At 44.1% G+C, this 17,042-nt stretch carries 7 protein-coding genes; 3 read left to right on the top strand and 4 right to left on the bottom strand.

Translation table 11 applies throughout. From position 1 onward, the window contains the following. Positions 1 to 6: 6 nt before the first annotated feature. Complete coding sequence (locus R0K30_RS09055; protein WP_249704769.1) at positions 7 to 3,612, bottom strand: isopeptide-forming domain-containing fimbrial protein; 3,606 nt, start codon at positions 3,610 to 3,612, stop codon at positions 7 to 9. Between the two features lie 547 nt (positions 3,613 to 4,159). On the opposite strand from R0K30_RS09055, the gene R0K30_RS09050 reads away from it, so the two are divergent. Together R0K30_RS09050 and R0K30_RS09045 are read left to right on the top strand one after the other, a co-directional pair. Beyond that, positions 4,160 to 4,804, top strand: a complete 645-nt coding sequence (locus R0K30_RS09050) for a YczE/YyaS/YitT family protein (protein ID WP_099726077.1) — start codon at positions 4,160 to 4,162, stop codon at positions 4,802 to 4,804. 178 nt (positions 4,805 to 4,982) lie between these two features. Then, on the top strand, positions 4,983 to 5,675 hold the full coding sequence (locus R0K30_RS09045) for a 4'-phosphopantetheinyl transferase family protein (RefSeq protein ID WP_410610220.1): 693 nt from the start codon (positions 4,983 to 4,985) through the stop codon (positions 5,673 to 5,675). Here R0K30_RS09045 and R0K30_RS09040 read toward each other — a convergent pair. Then, on the bottom strand, positions 5,672 to 7,009 hold the full coding sequence (locus R0K30_RS09040; RefSeq protein WP_410610218.1) for an aminotransferase-like domain-containing protein: 1,338 nt from the start codon (positions 7,007 to 7,009) through the stop codon (positions 5,672 to 5,674). The two genes, R0K30_RS09045 and R0K30_RS09040, sit on opposite strands and share 4 nt — an antisense overlap. A 130-nt stretch (positions 7,010 to 7,139) precedes the next feature. Here R0K30_RS09040 and R0K30_RS09035 point away from each other — a divergent pair, with 130 nt between their 5' ends. Next, a complete protein-coding gene (locus R0K30_RS09035) occupies positions 7,140 to 8,054 on the top strand; it encodes a DMT family transporter (protein ID WP_099726080.1) in 915 nt (304 codons plus the stop codon). Between the two features lie 36 nt (positions 8,055 to 8,090). Here the strand turns inward: R0K30_RS09035 and R0K30_RS09030 are convergent, their stop codons facing one another. Together R0K30_RS09030 and R0K30_RS09025 are read right to left on the bottom strand one after the other, a co-directional pair. Next, on the bottom strand, positions 8,091 to 8,831 hold the full coding sequence (locus R0K30_RS09030; RefSeq protein ID WP_099726081.1) for a thioesterase II family protein: 741 nt from the start codon (positions 8,829 to 8,831) through the stop codon (positions 8,091 to 8,093). A 6-nt stretch (positions 8,832 to 8,837) separates the two neighbouring features. Next, positions 8,838 to 17,036 (bottom strand): amino acid adenylation domain-containing protein, encoded by an 8,199-nt coding sequence (locus tag R0K30_RS09025; protein WP_410610215.1) that lies wholly within the window; start codon positions 17,034 to 17,036, stop codon positions 8,838 to 8,840. Positions 17,037 to 17,042: the final 6 nt, after the last annotated feature.

Raw genomic sequence — 17,042 nt, 5'->3', positions numbered from 1 at the left:
GGACGTTTATCCGTTTCTTTTTCTTCTATTCCATACAATCAGGGCTGCACCTATTAAAACAAGGGCAAATCCTGCTAGTAAAAGGTTGTACATCGCTGTTGCGGTATTCGGAAGGTGATGACCCGGTGTATCCTTTTGCGGCTCAGAAGGTTGGTCTGGATTAGCTGGCACCTCTGGCACATGAGGTGGTTCCACCGTAGTTGAGTTTTCCGGTTTGTCTGGATCGTCTACATTTTCACCATTCACTACTGCGATATTTTGAATCGTTTGACCTTCATATTCTTTAGCAACCTTCGCTTCGAAAGTCACTGTATGCCATTTTGTATCTTGGATGTCACCAAATTGACCGGTCACTGTGCCTTTTGTGTAATCTCCATTGTCGTCATCTTTTGCATCTGTGACAGCTTGTCCGTCTACTTTTAATGATCCTTCGACATATTCAAGACCTTCTGGCAGTTTATCTGCGATAACTAAATCTTTGATGATACTGTCTTCTACACTATTTTTTGTTTTGATGGTGTAAAGGAGAGTGTCGCCTACCTGAACTTGTTTTTCATTTGTATTTCCTTTTGCTTTTTGAGAGATCTCAGATGTTTTGTCTGATTCAAGCTTTGGATCTCTTGGATCAATTTTTGTTTCGGTTGTTGGTTCGTCTGGCGGTGTATTATCGCCTGTTACTTTCGCTGTGTTTTGAATGGTTTTATCCGCTTGGCCTTTGGCGATCTTCGCTTCAAAGGTAACCGTATGCCAGTCCGTGTCTTTGATTTGGCCAAATTGACCGGTTACTGTGCCTTTTGTGTAATCTCCGTTGTCGTCATCTTTTGCATCTGTAACAGTCTGTCCATCTACCTTCAGTGATCCTTCAACATATTGAAGACCTGCTGGCAGTTCATCAGAAATCACGAGATTGTCAACGATGCTGTCTTCTTCAAGATTCTTTGTTTTGATCGTATAAAGCAGGGTATCGCCTACCTGTGGTGTCTTTTTATCTGTGTTGCCTTCTGCCTTTTTCTGAATGCTCGCTGATTTTTCTGATGATAGTTTTGGATCACGCGGGTAAATTTTTGTGTTCGTTGTCGGATCATCAGGTGGTGTGTTTTCCCCTGTGACGCTGGCTGTGTTATGAATGTCTTGACCAGCCTGTCCTTTTTCAACTGTCACTTCAAAGGTGACTGTATGCCAGTCTGTATCCTTGACATCACCAAAAGAACCTGTGACCTTTCCATCTGTGTAGTCTCCGCTATCGTCGTCTTTCACATCTGAGACAGATTCTCCATCAATTTGAAGGGACCCCGTGACATACTTCAACCCTTTTGGTAATTGATCTGAAATCACTAAATCTTTAATCAAACTGTCTTCTATCGTATTCTTTGTTTTAATTGTATAAAGCAGGGTATCTCCGACCTCTGGATGCTCTTCATCTGTGTTCCCTTCTGCTTTTTTCTGCAAGACCGCTGATTTTTCTGATTCAAGCTTTGGGTCACGAGGATAGATTTCTGTTTTTGTTGTCGGATCGTCTGGTGGTGTGTTGTTACCTGTGACGCTGGCTGTGTTTTGAATATCTTGACCAGATTGTCCTTTTTCAACCGTGACCTCAAAAGTCACTGTATGCCAATCTGTATCCTTAATGTCACCGAATTGTCCTGAGACGGTCCTATTTGTGACGTCCCCATTGTCTTGATCTTGCTCATCTGTAACCGCTTGTCCGTCTACCTCAAGTGAATTCGGCACATATGCTAATCCTTCTGGCAGTTCATCTGAGATCACTAAGTTTTCAACGAGACTGTCTTCTATCGTATTCTTGGTTTTAATTGTATAAAGAAGTGTGTCACCGACCTCCGGATGCTTCTCATCTGTATTACCATCTGCTTTTTTCTGCAAGACGGCTGTTTTTTCAGAAGTCAGCTTTGGTTCACGAGGATAGATCTCTACATTCGTTGTCGGCTCGTCCGGCGGTGTGTTGCCGCCTGTCACGTTGGCTGTATTTTGAATATCTTTGCCTGCCTGACCTTTGTCCACCGTCACTTCGAACGTCACGGTATGCCATGTCGCATCCTTCACTTCACCGAACGTTCCAGTAACAGTTCCATCTGTCATATCACCGTTGTCTTGATCTTTTGTATCTGTGACTGGATTCCCATCTATCTGTAGCGAATTTGGTACATAAGATAATCCTTGAGGTAACTTGTCAGAAATCACAAGATCTTCAATGACGCTGTCTTCAACAGCATTACGGGCTTGAATGGTATACAGTAATGTGTCGCCTACTTCTGGATGCTTCTCATCTGTATTACCATCTGCTTTTTTCTGTAAGACCGCTGCTTTTTCTGATTCAAGCTTTGGATCGCGCGGGTAGATTTCTATGTTCGTTGTTGGTTTGTCTGGCGGGGTATTTTCTCCCTTTACATTCGCTGTGTTTTGAATGTCTTTACCCGCTTGACCTTTTCCTACTTTCGCTTCAAATGTCACTGTGTGCCAACCAGTATTTTTCACGTCACCTATTTGACCAGTCACAGTGCCGTTTGTATAGTCACCTTTGTCTTGATCTTTGGCATCTGTTACACTTGCGCCATCCACCTTAAGCGAGCCTGGAACATAGGTTAAGCTGCTCGGAAGGTTATCTGATATGATCAGATTTTTGACAATACCATATTGCACGGTATTTTTTGCTTTAATTGTATAAAGCAGCGTGTCGCCTACTTCTGGATGCTTCTCATCTGTGTTGCCCTCTGCTTTTTTCTGTAAGACAACAGATTTTTCTGATTCAAGCTCTGGAGGATATGGATCAAATTCTGGTTTCACCCGTGAAGCTAAGTCGTAAGATAATGAATTACCTGCAGTACCCATATAAGTTGTACTTAATGTTTTCGCATCAAGTGTAAAAAGAGTAGAATGTCCGATAGACTCATTTAACCCTGACTGTAATAGCATTTGTCCATTTGGCAAAAAGCTAATCCCCCGAACGCCTCCGTCAATCATTTTACCATCCGCATTTTTAATTGGAATGACACGAATGACTTCAGCTGTATCAGGATTCATTTGCGCAATGGCTCCACTTCCATTAGATGCGAACCAAAGATAGCCGTCTTTATCGACTACAAGGTCCCCGCCAACGCCAGAGCCGATGTCATAGCCTACAATTTTTTTGGACGTTTTTTGACCCGTAGCTAAATCGTACGTTCCAAGGAAGTATTCACCACCTGAAGCATAAGAATGTATATATTTACCATTATGAACAACGGCATTAGAAGCACCTCCACCTAGTACACCTACACGCTCTGCTTGTCCAGAAGTTGCATTTATTTTATAAAGAACAGGCTCTCCGCTTGCTGTCGTAGTAGCATACACAGTATTTTCTTGATCATTGACAGCAACACCGTTGACTAAATTCGTATTAATCCCTTTCACCTGCACACTAGCCTTTACGCTGGTTGGATTATTCCCATCAAGCTGATAAAGAGTCAATGGATCTCTTCCAATCATGTAGGAATCTGTGTTGTTTACAACCACCGTCCCAGCTGCTTGAGAAACAGCTGGTGAGACCGTTAATAAATTTCCAACAATCAGCACCAATATAAGAAATAATTGACTCGTTCTTTTCAATATGTTCATTCTTTGACCTCCCTTTTTTCGTGCTTCATATAGCAAAGGTATGTACCAGCTCACCCCCCATACTTTGGTAAAGAATATCAGTAATATTTCAGAATCCTCAACATGACTAAACGACTATTTTCGACAAAAATAGCCCTTTGGTAATAGATACCTCTAACTGTTTGGTTTTCTTGTGTTTTTTCCAATAAAAGAAGCTCTTTTTATAATAAATCTCAGTATTTATCTAGCCTTTCAAACAGGTCTAATGACGTAATTTGCATACAATCTCTTCTATTTCATGATAATTATTCTTTAATTGGTTAAAGCTTATTTTTCTGTCAATCTATATTGAATTTTTTTCTTATTCTCTTAAAAAAAGGAAATTAATGGTTCACATTGTCAAAAAAAAACAATTCGAAAGTCTTGCTGCTTATTTTGATGTTTTCACTCTTTTTTAGTGGGAAAATTCTTTTCTGAAGTAAGCGATTACAATTGAGCAAAGCCATTTAAAGGGGCGTGTGAGTATGTTACGATGGAAATCGAGTGTTTAAGAAAGAAGGGAATGCTTTTGAAGCGGGAACATCTTTTTCGTTGGTTTTTTTATTTTGTTGGATTGATTGTACTTGCTTTTGGACTATCGCTGACAGTGAAAGGAAAGATCCTTGGAATTGGTCCTTGGGACGCTTTTCATTACGGACTGTTTCAGCACTTTGGACTCACGATTGGGCAATGGTCCATCATTATTGGTGCACTGATTGTGACACTGACATCTGTTTTCACGAAATCATTTCCAAAGATCGGCGCTTTACTGAACATGGTGCTGATTGGCGTGTTTATTGATTTCTTTAATGCGGTATTACCTGCACCACATGGGTATTTACCCGCTTTATATGTGTTTATTACGGGCGTTGTTGTTTCTGGTTACGGTGTCGGCATTTATGTTTCAGCCAATCTTGGCGCCGGGCCAAGAGATTCATTAATGCTGCTCATCTCAGCAAAAACAGGCTTGAACGTGCAATGGGTCCGAAATGGAATTGAGCTAACAGTGCTTCTATTTGCATGGATGCTTGGCGGACCGATCGGAATTGGAACAATTCTGACCGCCATCTTTACAGGACTCGTACTCCGTTTCTCCTTGCCACAATCCACACGGCTTTTGCAGCTGCTTATTACAAAAACGGCAGAGAAACCCGTTCAAACCCTTACCCGATAGGAAAAAGCCATTCTACTGATGAGAATGGCTTTTCTTGTGCTACACCAAATAAACTGAATATTCCCATATCCACAAATAGGAGAAGAATCCTCATGCAGCTTTTTTCACGATGATTCCTGTTCTCCTTTTGCGTGGCTCCCTCAAATGGTACAATAAATGTAAAAAATTGAGGTTCGTTATGAAGATTTTCGCTATCCAATTACAACAATTACATGACATAGAAGCACGAAAACAAATCGATCGGCTGAAGCCCTTTGTGTCACCTGAAAAGCGCGCTGCGGCTGAGCGCTTTCGTTTTCTGATCGATGCAAGAAGAACGCTGTTAGGAGAAGTGTTGATTCGTCAAATCATCCATGATATGTACGACCTTCCCATCGATCAGGTCGTTTTTGAAACAGAAGGAAATGGCAAGCCTGTCGTCCGGCAAATCCCTTCCTTTCATTTTAACCTTTCTCACTCTGGCGATTGGGTGGTTTGCGCAGTAGATGATGCACCCGTTGGCATAGATATTGAGGAGATAAAACCCATTGATCTAGCGATTGCCAAGCGGTTTTTTTCAGCTGATGAATATCAGGATTTACTCTCACAACCGGCGGAACGACAGGAAGCCTACTTCTTTCATCTATGGTCAATGAAGGAGGCCTTTATCAAGCTGACTGGAAAGGGATTATCCTATGGTCTATCGTCCTTTACAGCCCGTCTGTCAGCAGATGGACAGGCTTCTTTGACATTACCTGATCATGAAGCCCCTTGCTTTGTCCAAACATACTCATTTGATCCTGCTTATCAAATGGCCGTTTGCACAAGAAAACCTGCTGCGGCTGAGAGTGTCGAGACACTCACTTGCAACGAGGTGCTGTCCCGCCTTTAATAACGTGCGATTTGCTGAAGTGCCGTCTTTAACAAATCGACTCCACGTGTGATTTGTTCTTCTTTCACGTGCCAGATGTTCAGTGGAAGAATGGAGTCTTTCTGAAAAGTAGAGATGTAATGGCGGTCTATTGGCTGAACGTAAACAGATGCCTTTTTCAGCTGCTGAATGAGGTGATTCATTGGAATGGACCGATCGACAAGAAGATGTGTATGGGTAGCTGGGTCCTCCTCCCCCAGCTGGTAGGTGCCTTGGTCGTTTTTTAAACATGTCACCAGCTGTTTGGATCGGTTTCGATAGGTTGTCCGCATCCTTTCTCTATGCCGCTCAAACATCCCGCTTTTCAAATAAATTTCTAAGGCTGCCTGAGACAGCATCGAGCTGTCGATATCAATGAGCCGTTTGTGTTCACTAAAAGGTCCAATCAGTTCTTCAGGTAAGACGACAGCTCCTGTTCGAAGTCCTGGAAAGATGATTTTTGAGAAGCTTTTTAAATAAATGACCTTTCCCGCCTGATCGTAAGAATAGATCGGGTCTCTTTTTGTATCGAATTCTAAATCAGCTACATAATCATCTTCAACGATGTAGACATCATATGTCTTAGCAAGGGCAGCAATCGCTATTTTTTCTTGTTTCGATAGACTCGTTCCAAGCGGATTTTGAAATCTTGGCATCGTGTAGAAAAAGCGAATCTCCTCTTCTCGAAAGATGCGCTCCAATTCCTGAAGGTCTAGTCCTTTTTCAGTCCGCTGAATCCCGCGCACGGGCAATTGATTTTTCTCTAAATATTTGAGGTATAGGTGATAGCCAGGCTGTTCGACTAATATGGTCTGTTTTCCATTCGGAAACGGAATGGTGCTTAAAATCGATAAAGCCAGCTGAATACCAGAGGTCATGACGATCTGTTCTGGATTTGCAAATACCTGATAATCCATCAATCGCTTTGAAATGACTGGCAGCAGCGATGGTAATCCGTTGGCTGTGCCGTAAATAAATAGATCATTTTGATACAAATCGATCGCTTGGTTGATGCAGTGCTGGAAATCGACATATGGAAACACAACAGGATCAGGCGCCGATGAAGCGAAATCAATCCGTGTGCTGTCCTGCTTGCCCAAAGACTGATTCGTTTTCACGACAAAATAGCCGCTTCTTTCCACAGAATAAAGCAGGTGTTCACGTTCCAATGTGTCTAGCGCTTTAATGACCGTGCTTTTACTCACAGCATATTGAGCTGCTAAGTGGCGAATTGAAGGGATTTTCATACCAGCCCTGTACTCACCGCACTCGATTCTCTCTTTTAAGCTCAAAACAAGCTGATCATATTTCCTCACACCATTTCCCCCTTGTACCGGTACAGATATCATGAACTCTTATTGTACACCTAAGATAATCCGTTTACGATAGAAAGACAGAACCGGTCTATTCAACTGAAGCATGCATGCTCTTGTAAGGAGAAACGTTGTGGACATTTCAAAACAAAAAGCGTACTTTGCCGCGATAGCATACGCTTGTATCATTGGTTTTTCATTCTTATTTGTCAAAATCGCATTAGAATCAGCGAATGCGATTGATTTATTGGCACACCGCTTTACAGTTTCTTTTGCAGCTGCTCTTTTGCTGTATCCATTTTTACGAAAGAAGTACCGTTTATCCTTTCAATGGCGTGATCTCTTCTACCTTGTACCGTTTTCCTTGCTTTATCCTGTCTTGTTTTTTGCATTTCAAGTGTGGGGGCTAATGTATACGTCTTCGTCAGAGGCTGGTATCATTCAGGCGACGATTCCCATTCTGACGATGGTTCTGGCAGCGTGGTTTTTAAAGGAACGTGCCACATGGATACAGGTGCTCTTTACCATTCTTTCTGCGTGCGGGGTGATGCTCCTCTTTGTGATGAAGGGAATTGATGTGAAACATTCACACATGATCGGCTATGTGCTGATTTTACTTTCTGCCTTGTCATCCAGTGCTTACAGTGTATTTGCCCGGGTGATTACACGGCGGTTCCATGTGATTGAACTCACCTTCATGATGACATTCTTTGGATTTGTCTTTTTCAATGCAGCAGCGCTCATTAGACACTCGGTAAACCATACAATGACGCAATTTTTCAGTCCATTTACACATCCATCTTTTGTATGGTCTATGCTCTTTTTAGGCATTTTCTCATCACTTCTCACTGCATATTTATCTAACTACGCACTCTCTCAGCTTGAAGCTGCAAAGGTCAGCACCTTTAACAATCTATCTGCGTTTATCACAATAGGCGCCGGGGTTCTCATTTTACATGAAACGATTGATATGTATCATATCATCGGGGCTGTGTTGGTCATTGGCGGGGTAATTGGCGGGAATGTGGTGAAGAAGCAGAATTCATAAAAGAAAGCGGCCCCTCAAACGAGGACCGCTTTCTTTTTAATGTCTGATCAATTGTTGATTTGTTGCATGTTCAATGACATGTCTCATCTGTTCTGCGAAATGCTCAAGGTGTGTGTTGATATACATGTGACCTCCGTCGAAATTGGTGCGCTCGATGGTTTTTGCCCATTTTAGCCAGCCGCTTGCATCTTGCATGCATTTCTCATCTTGCTTTCCGTTGAATAAATAAACGGGTGCTTCGATGATGGATTTGTCTGTATGCTGGAAGGTTTCTAGTGCTTGATAGTCTGCACGCAAGGACGGTGTAAAGTAATCCATCATTGGCTTGTTCTCTAATAATTCTTTTGGAATCCCGCCCATTTCGGCAATATGCTGAACAAATGCTTCATTGGATAAATGGGTCAGAATCTGTCTTTTTGTTTGCGGCGGCTGAATGGCTGAGATCACTACTGCTGCAGGATATATCCCTTCCTTTTCTAGCAGCTGGGTCAGTCTGTACACCACAAGTCCTCCCATTGAATGTCCGAATAAGATAAATGGACGGTTCAATTTGCCTGTCAATCCTTCTTTGTACAACTCAGCCAGCCGATCAATGCTTGATTCAAGCGGCATGAGATTGGTCCCATGGCCCGGGGGCTCTGCTGCTGTCACTTCGGCAATGCCCTTTAGCTGTTCAAAGAGTGGACGGTAAGAGGCGGAATATCCGCCTGCAAAAGGAAAACAAATAAGCTGAATGAGGTCTGATTTTTTTTCAAAGGTTTTAAATAACTGATTCATACGTCCTTACCCCTTTATGATAGTTTGAAGAATCCGTGCAAGTTCGTCAGCCTGCGGCCTCTTCATCATGGTGACATGGTCGCCTTTGATTTGATAATAGGTGCATGTCTCTTTCGTATAAGCCTCCCAGTCTGCAAACTTCTTCTGGAAATCTGTGGCGTGATCACTGCTTTGTACAATATAAAACGGCACAGGGAACGGTTCTTTTTCTAATTCAATGGCTTGTGACATGATCGTATTATGCGTCTGCATTTGCAAGTATTTATCTAAATAGTGATCATTCATAAATTGATGGACCACTTCATCCTTTTCTGCCTCTTTGAGTATTTTCTGCTTCACTTCTTGGAAGCTCAATCCTTGTAAAGCTTCTGGCTGGATTCCGACAAGATTTCCCATTCCAAGGACGAGCGCAAGCATTTTCACTTCCTCTTCGTTCATATCGGCATGGAGTGCTTGATCTGCCTCATCTCTTAGCACTGGAACCGTATCTAAAATGATCAGTCCTTTCGGCGCTTTTCCTGCATGGCAGAGCCGCTGGTTCATTCCGTATGCAAGATGGCCGCCCATCGAATGCCCTGCTAGGTAGTCAATTCCTGGTCGATAGAAGGTCTCAATGGCTTCGATAAAAATGGTGACAAGCTCTGTGTAATGAAGAAATTGTGGTTCTTCATCCTCATATAAGCCTGGTGACTGCAAAGCGTAAACGGCTCCTTGATGTGTCATGAGCTTAGCAACATCGATATAGCCCATCACTGTCCCCCCGGCAGGCGGTGCAAAGAAAATACTCGGTTCAGCTGGATCGCCTTTTTTCAGCTCGATCACATAGTCCTTCGGTTCTCTTTCTACGTGATCGCCGGTTTCTGGCAATGTGTCCAAGTAAGCGGCTAGCTGCGCTGGCGCTGGATGCATGAAAATCCATTTTGGATCAACACGAACGCCTTTTTCTTTTAATTTGGCAACAGCCTGGATACTCATAATCGAATCTCCGCCTAAATCAAAGAAGGAGTCATGCACGCCAACTTGGTTCACACCAAGCACTTCCATAAAAGCTGAGACAATCAGTTGTTCCGTTTCAGTTGCCGGTTTGCCGGTTTCATGAGAGGAAGAGATCATTTCCGTCGGTTCTGGCAGGGCTTTTTGATCGACTTTCCCGTTCGTTGTGACTGGAATCGCATCCAGTGCGATAAAGTAACTTGGAATCATATAGCTTGGCAGGCTTTCCTGTAAAAATGCTTTCCAGCCCGGAACAGGATTCTCCCCATCTGTGACAAGGTAAGCCGCCAGCCGTTTTGAACTGCCATACGTTTTGGCGATGACTGTGCATTCTTTGACTTGCTGATGCTTGAGCAGGGCTGTCTCAATTTCTCCACATTCAATCCGGTAGCCTCTAATTTTCACCAAATTGTCTTTTCGGCCGAGATATTCTATGCTGCCATCTGACCGCCATTTCCCTAGATCACCTGAACGATACAGCTTGTCTCCTTTTAAAGCCGGGAATGGATTGTCAATAAACCGTTCCTGCGTCCGTTCTGGGTCATGGAGATACCCTTTAGCCAGTCCTGTTCCGCCGATATAGATTTCTCCCTTTACGCCTGCTGGTACTGGTTTGAAATATTCATCTAGTATGACGACAGTCGAGTTTGCCACTGGGACCCCAATTGGAACTGATCTTGCATGCTCTGGCACGTGTGTGACTTGATGAGTTGTCGCTAAGGTCGTGTTTTCTGTTGGACCGTAAGCATTGACGAGTACACCTTCCATATGTGGCAATGCCTTTCGGGCATGCTCACTAGACATGGCTTCTCCGCCAACGAGTAATGTGCGGTAGCCTGCCACACTTTTTGGGTCGTGCTCAATCAGTCGATTGAATAATGCGGTTGGCAGACAGTTGGCTGTCACTTGATGCGTTTTGATCAACCGAGTTAATTCGTCCATATTCAGTGCTGCATATTTTGGGATCAAAATCAGCTGACCGCCATTCAGCAGCATTCCCCATAATTCAAATGTAAAAGCATCAAATGCATAGTTTGACAGCTGAAGCATCTTATCTTCTGAGCCTAGTTCAATATAGTTTGTTTCTCTAACTAAGCGAACAACTCCTGCATGGGGGAGCATCACGCCTTTAGGTGTGCCAGTTGAGCCTGATGTGTAGTTGACATAGGCCAGCTGGTCTCCTCCTATGATCGATTTTTCTCTTTCATACACTGCGTCTGTTTCTGGTAATGGCTTGTCCATTTCAATCTTTGTACCTGTAAAATCTACTAGACGCTCTGCAAAATGAGACTGGGTTAAGATCACATCACTTTGTGTATCACGAACGATCAGACGTATTCGTGCATCAGGATATTCAGGTGACATCGGAACATACGCAGCACCCGACTTGACGATCCCTAGTACCGAGACAATCATGTCAAAGGAACGGTCAAAGAGCATCGGTACAAGTGAACCTGGTCCAATTCCTTTTGACTGCAAGTAAGCAGCAAGTTGTGTTGCCTTCTCATCCAAGGCTTGATACGTCATGTGCTCTTCCATATAGGACAAGGCAATGCGCTGCGGATCACGCTGTACCTGTTCTTCAAACAACTCTTGAAGCGTACACTTTGGATAAGACGTTTCGGTTTGGTTTTTGCCTATGATCATCGCATCCTGTTCTGCTTTGTCCATTAAGCAAAAATCAGCAAAAGTGCGTTCAGGCTGAGCCGTCATGCCATCTAACAGGTGGAGATAATAATTCATATAACGATGGATGGTTTCTTGATCAAATAAATCCGTATTGTATTCCACATGAATCGACAGCTGATCCTCCTGTTCAAATACATGCAGAGTCAGATCAAATTTAGATACTGTATGATGAACCATCACATGTTCAGTTGTCAGCCCTTTTAGGTTTACCTCTAACGAATCTGTTACATATCCCATGGCGACTTGGAAAATAGGTGATCGACTTAAATCTCTATCAATTGAAAGGTCATCGACAAGCTTGTCAAATGGATAATGCTGATGCTCAAAGGCTTTTAATGTCATCTCTTTCACGTTTTCCATTAAATCAGCAAATGTATCCACTTTTGAGACGTCCTGTCTCAGCGCGAGTGTATTCACAAACATCCCAACGAGCTGCTCTGATTGTTCGGCATCGCGTCCTGCGATAGGCGAACCAACGATGACATCTGTTTGCCCTGACAGCTTGTGAAGCAGAACGTAATACGCTGACAGCATCGTCATGAAGAGCGTTGTTCCCTGCTGCTTGGACAAGGCCTGCAAGCGCCGGACAAGCGGTTCATCCAGTACGATTTGCTCTGTAGCTCCGTTGAATGTTTGAACCGGCGGACGAGGGCGGTCAAACGGCAGTTCTAACACTGGAAGCTCTCCTTGTAAGGTATCAAGCCAATAGGTTTGATCAGCTTGATGATGCTTTAATTGTTCATTTTCCCAATGAACATAATCTGTCCATTCAATTTCAAGCGCTGGGAGCTGAGGTGTTTTCTCTGCAAGCAACGCGTCATATACCACCTCTAGTTCCTGAATGAGCAGGCTGAGCGACCATGCATCTGAAATGATGTGATGCTGTGCGCAAAGCAGGTAATATTCCTCTCTGCCCATATCCACAATTGTCCACTGTGCAAGCGGGCCTCTTTCTAAATCATAGATGCGGTTCGCTTCTTGATGAATGAGCTGCTCCAGTCTTCTCGCTCTTGTTTTTTCATTAAATAATGAGAAATTCGCAACTGTCACTGATGGCGGCAGGTCTTCACGAATGAGTTGAACCGGCTTGCCGCCAAGTGATTTGAATGTTGCGCGCAGTGCCTCATGACGCTTCGTTAAATGACCAATCGCTTTCGTTAATGCTTGAATGTGTAATCGTCCTGTCAGCTTCCAAGCACCTAATATATTGTAATGGTGGCTCTTTTCTAATGTGGATAAGAACCAAATCCGCTGCTGGGCATGTGACAGCTCATAGCTTGTTTGCTTTTCCAGCTTTGGAATCTTGGCTTCAAGAACGGCTGGAGCTCCTTTGATGTCCTCGACCATTTGCGCCAAATGTGCCAGATGTTTGCTTTCAAATAGTATTTTTAATGGTGCCTTGATTGAAAACTCATGATTGATGCGGGAAATCGTTTGAGTCGCCTTTAATGAATGTCCGCCAAGGTCAAAAAATTGATCCTCTTTGTACACACGATCTACTTCTAAAATGTCCTCCCATATAGCCGCAAGCACCTGCTCTGTCTGCGTTTCTGGTAATTGTTTTTCAAGCTGGTGTACGTTTTTATGATGATTCAGCTTGAGGGCTTCATGATCAATAGAGCCATCTTGTTTTTTCGGTATATCCGGTACTTGTCTGATCTCCCAGTCACCCACTGTTACGCCCGTGATATCGTCAAGATTCACTTCTTTACCGGGCTGAACAGTATAATAAAGCTTTTTCTCAAAATGCGGAATTGGAGCTGGTTGAAGATGCCCAGCGATCTCCGGATTCGCTCCGTCCAAGCCGATAAATAGGTGCGCTTCATTTAGCCGAATACCTAGACATAATGAGTGAAGACCTTGTTTCTTTCCAATCATTTGAAATCCCTTGCGTACGGTTAGTGCTGCCCCGGTATGTCCCTTAGACAAACCAAGATTATCCCACATGCTGAAGTTCAAAGAGATCGCTCTTCTTCCTTCTTGAAAGGTGAGAGCGTGCGCGAGTCCATCTAAAAAACTGTTCGCCGCAGAGTATGCCCCGAATGTTGTACCGCCAAAAAAGCCATTGACCGATCCAAAAAAGACGAGTGGTACTGTCGGATCATGCTTGAAGGCTTCCTGCAGCACCCAGGCTCCGTCTGCTTTTCCTGATAATTCTTTTGTGAAATCTTCCTCTGATGTATGAGCCAGTGTATACTTGTCCGCATGCTGAAAATGCTCAGACACATTGCCAGCTCCGGCTAAATGGAGCGCTCCCCGGATCGACTGTCCAAAATGCTTTTCCGCTTCATAAATCGCCTGCTCGACATCGGATAAATGGGTCACATCGGCTTGGACATAGATGACGTCTCCAAGACCTTTAAGCTGTGAGAACGCCTTTTCCTTTTCCCCGTCTTCTTCAAGAGGCGTCCGTCCAATTAACACGAGCTTTAAGCCAAATTGGAGCATCTGCTTAGACAGCTCAAACCCAATACCGCCAAGTCCTCCTGTCAGCAAATAAAGACCTTCATATTCTAAAAATCCTTCTGTTTGAGGTGCTTCGATCATATCGACTTTTTTCAACTTTGGTACGAGACGATGTCCCTGTCGGTAAGCCACCTCTGATTTCATATAAATCGCAGACAGTTCTTCAGCTATGCGTTTGGCATCCTGATCCACATTCTCCGCTTCAATATCAATATGAGACACCTCTGCCCCTTCCCATTCTTGCGGGATGGTTTTTAACAGACCGACCAGCGCTGTTTTTTCAACATGAAGATCGTCTTGCGGGTTCACAAATTGACCACCTTTTGTCACAACGGCGAGACGGATCGGCTCTTGGTTTTCTTGTCTCAGCGCTTGATATAGATACAAAATGGATTGGCTGGTACTTTCATGCAGTTCTTTGAACTGAGCAGGATCAACGATCTCTTCTTTGTCCGACACATTCCATAGATGGAGCATGCGGCCGGTCTTTAATTCATCTGCTTCAAGCGCTGCAATGAGCCTGACGTAATCCCCCTTGATTCTCGGATTCATCTGATACATTCCTTTTGACAGGCGTAAAAATTCATGCCCCTTCTTCACAGAAACATAGGACTGATTCGTTTGTTTGAATTGTGCGTAAAGCGATTGGTAAAGCCCTTTTTCATCCTCGAAAACGAGTATATGATCAGTGGAAGCTGGCTGAGACGGACCGATATGTTCCTTCGCCCATATGCGTTTGAAAAACCAATCTGGGAGTGTTTGATCATTTTCTGAGGCAAGATCAAGTGCACGTTCAATGTCGCGGAACACTCCATCTTTAAGCGCCGCGCCTAACTGGGCACGCTGAATTTTCCCACTTTCTGTTTTCGGAAATTGGTCTTTTTTCACCGGAATGATATGATCAGGCTCTATCCCAATTTTTCGAATGATCGCCTCTCTAATCTGCTGAATCATCATGATTTGATCCTCTATCGAATCCTTTTGTGAGACAAAAAAGACGGCGAGCGTATCGTTGCTTGATTCCGGATTATAAATGCCGTACGCAGCGGCAAAGGTGACTTCAACCCCGTCAACTTCTTCCACAACGGCTTCAATTTCGTAATTCAAATAGTTCGCTCCGTTGATGACGATGATGTCCTTTTCCCGGCCTGTAAGGACAAGACGCCCTTCGTGAATAAACCCTAAATCCCCTGTGTGAAACCAGCCGTTTTCCGCAAATACTTCTTGATTGGCTTCCTCATTTCGATAGTAGCCCATCATGATCGTTGGGCTCTTCACCTGCAAGCGCCCCACCTGATCTTCTGGCAGTACCTGGTGATGCTCATCTACAATCCGAATCCATACAGAAGGAATCGGCACGCCTACTTCTGTAAACGTCATCTTGTGCGGATGATCATGCGCTACATATTGAATCTCACTTGTTAACGAGGTCTGGTCGATGGTCAGCTGTCCATCCTGATCACCCTGCCGCATGAATTCCTTTGACTGAACAATGGCTGAGGATGTTTCTGACATACCGTAAGCCGGCACCATCGCATGGCGGCTTAAGCCGTGCTGACCCATGATGTGCATGAAACGCTGCGTTACTTTTGGAACCACCGCTTCGGCTGCATTCATGATATAGGTCAGGGTAGAGAGATCCCAGCTCCCCTTGCAAATCTCGTCCTCATATTCATTCATCATGGCAAAAGCAAAGTTTGGTGCCCATGTTCTGGTGACGCCGTATGTTTCTATCCAATCAAGCCACACCATCGGCCGCTCGATAAATTGATCAATGGATGGACTAATCTGCTGGCAGCCTAGGTAAACATCATGTACATGAAACATGACAATACCTCCTACATGGTCAAGCGGCATCCAGTTAAGCGACACATCCTCATACGTAAAACCATTTGCCTGCTCAAAGGAGATGATTCTAGACAAAATACTTTGATGGTTGTGACGGATACATTTTGGTACACCCGTACTTCCTGAAGATAGCAGCTGAAGCACAGGCTCATCCGGCTCCGGCTCATAATGCTGTTCATCTGGTTCACACGCCAGCAATGTTTCGATTGTTAAAATAGGAATCGCTTTTGATTCAAATGTCTCTCGCAGCCCGGCAATCTCCTCAGCACTCGCTTCGTTTGTAATGATGAAAGGTTCGTTTTGCAGCTGAAACACGCCCTTCAGCTTGTTCACACCTTGATTCATTTCATCATACACAGGCGGCACAGAGACTGGGGTTGGAATGATTCCACCGAGAATACAGCCCCAGAACACCGTGATAAAATCGTGATGATCTTTCAATTGTAGTAACACTTGATCACCGTTTGTCAGTCCTGCTGCCCTTAATCCAGACAGGACCCGTTCAGCGCCTGTTAGTAGTTCAGGGTAGGTTTGGTTCACCGTGTGACCGCCTTCTTTGATATAAGTGACCCCGCGGTCAGGTGACATAAAGGCTGCACGGATCAACACCTCTGTCAGTGTGACAGGTGTACCTGGTTTTTCGATGACATCACCGCCGTAAACAAGTGCTGGCGGTTTTTCATGGGCAGATGATTGTTTTGTTTCGCTGGCTTCACCCTTTGAGATCGATTCGTTTCCTTGAGTACGCTGTCTATCAGGGAATAAGTCATCTAAATGATAGGGCGTCTGTCTTTCTGTCTGACTCTCAATGAAAGCAGCCGCTTCCTCTACTCCATCTATGTCTTTGGTGCGTTCTTCTATCTTTCTTAATTCCTCTTGATCTAGTAGATCAATTGAAAGCAGTGCCTCTGTATCGACTGCTCCACTTTCTGTCTTTGGCAAGGAAGGTAATAAGACGAGAGCGGCTGGCACTTCATAAGGATGAAGCGGGCCGTTCATCAGATCCTCCCTTGTCAGCGAAGGGTCCTTCGCCTGTGCAAATAGCACAAGCGATAGGCCGCCCTCTTGTTTTTTCTTCGGGATCAAAACACATTCCTCTAGGGGAAAGTGAAGCATGATGACGCGCTCTACTGCTTTGAGATCGATTCGTTTTCCGTTGATTCTGACGATATGATTTGCTGCATTTCCTTTTCGTCTACTAACTAGCATTCTTCT

The organism is Bacillus sp. SIMBA_154, assembly GCF_046536015.1.
Taxonomy (GTDB): domain Bacteria; phylum Bacillota; class Bacilli; order Bacillales; family Bacillaceae; genus Bacillus; species Bacillus pumilus_P.
The sequence above is the reverse complement of the archived record's forward strand: the minus strand, read 5'-3'. Positions and strand labels throughout refer to the sequence as shown.

Bases quoted from the DNA above. Each gene is read 5' to 3' on its own strand.
- R0K30_RS09055 (WP_249704769.1), bottom strand. From the start codon at position 3,612: ATGAACATATTGAAAAGAACGAGTCAATTATTTCTTATATTGGTGCTG.
- R0K30_RS09045 (WP_410610220.1), top strand. From the start codon at position 4,983: ATGAAGATTTTCGCTATCCAATTACAACAATTACATGACATAGAAGCA.
- R0K30_RS09030 (WP_099726081.1), bottom strand. From the start codon at position 8,831: ATGAATCAGTTATTTAAAACCTTTGAAAAAAAATCAGACCTCATTCAG.
- R0K30_RS09025 (WP_410610215.1), bottom strand. From the start codon at position 17,036: ATGCTAGTTAGTAGACGAAAAGGAAATGCAGCAAATCATATCGTCAGA.